Source organism: Flavobacterium sp. (genome assembly GCF_003525665.1).
In the GTDB taxonomy this organism is placed as follows: domain Bacteria; phylum Bacteroidota; class Bacteroidia; order Flavobacteriales; family Flavobacteriaceae; genus Flavobacterium.
The window spans coordinates 15,543-16,830 of the sequence record NZ_DQDX01000218.1; the positions used below are offsets into that span (position 1 = coordinate 15,543).

Annotated in this window: 1 protein-coding gene; it reads right to left on the minus strand. The window is 36.6% G+C overall.

The genetic code is table 11. The features are described 5' to 3' along the window. Positions 1–174 precede the first annotated feature (174 nt). Positions 175–1,288, minus strand: a 1,114-nt coding sequence (locus DIU01_RS15020; RefSeq protein ID WP_290835872.1) for an excinuclease ABC subunit UvrC, incomplete at its 5' end; no start/stop codon positions are given.

The following is a 1,288-nucleotide window of genomic DNA, read 5'->3' on the forward strand; positions in this document are numbered from 1 at the left end:
AAAATAGAAAATAGAAAATAGACAATTAGTTTGGTGCTGAAAACTGATTTTTGCAAAAGACGATTACTATTTAGCCCTGATTGCAACGGCATCCTTTTTTTGTAAAAAAAAGATAGAGTGGAAAGCAGGAAAATGGATTGCAAAAATGCCTTTAACATTCGCTTCAAATTATAATTAGTTGTTTTCCTTGTAAAAGTCGGAAATTTTTTTGGCTTTTGATACACCTACAACCTCAGAAATTTCTTTTTCGGTTGCTAATTTCAATCTTTTAACGCTTTTAAAATGTTTTATTAACGTGAGCATGGTTTTTTCGCCGATGCCCGGAATGGTTTCTATGGACGAATTTAGTGCCGATTTGCTTCGTTTATCGCGGTGAAATGTGATTCCGAATCGGTGGGCTTCGTTTCGTAATTGTTGGATGATTTTTAAGGTTTCAGATTTTTTATCTAGGTATAACGGTACCGAATCGCCGGGATAAAATAGTTCTTCTAGTCGTTTTGCAATACCGATAATGGCAATTTTACCACGTAAACCCAAGTCGTCTATGCTTTTTAATGCCGATGACAATTGTCCTTTTCCACCATCAATAATAATAAGTTGTGGCAACGGTTGGTTTTCATCTAGCAGTCGTTTGTATCTTCTGTAAACTACTTCTTCCATAGAGGCAAAGTCGTTTGGTCCTTCTACAGTTTTTATGTTGAAATGGCGGTAGTCTTTCTTGGATGGTTTTCCGTCTTTGAAAACCACGCAAGCCGCCACAGGATTGGTTCCTTGAATGTTGGAGTTGTCAAAACATTCTATGTGTCGTGGTTCTACCGATAGGCGTAAATCTTTTTGCATTTGCGCCATAATTCTGTTGGTATGTCGCTCTGGATCTACAATTTGAATTTGTTTTAATTGATCTAATCGATAATATCTTGCGTTGCGTTCTGACAGTTCTAGAATTTGTTTTTTATCGCCGAGTTGCGGAACAGTAACTTTTATTTTATCGCCAAAATCTAATGGAAAAGGCAAAATAATTTCACGCGAAAGCAAATGAAAACGCTCCCGAAGTTCTACTACGGCCAGTTCTAGCAGTTCTTCATCGGATTCATCCAATTTCTTTTTTAGTTCTAAAGTGTAAGAACGAATAATAGCACCGTGAGCAATTTGAAGGAAATTGACATACGCCATACTTTCGTCGGAAATGATTGAAAACACATCGATGTTGGAAATTTTTGGGTTCAAAATTGTAGAACGCGATTGGTAGTTTTGTAAAACATCGATCTTTTCTTTGATTTTTTGAGCC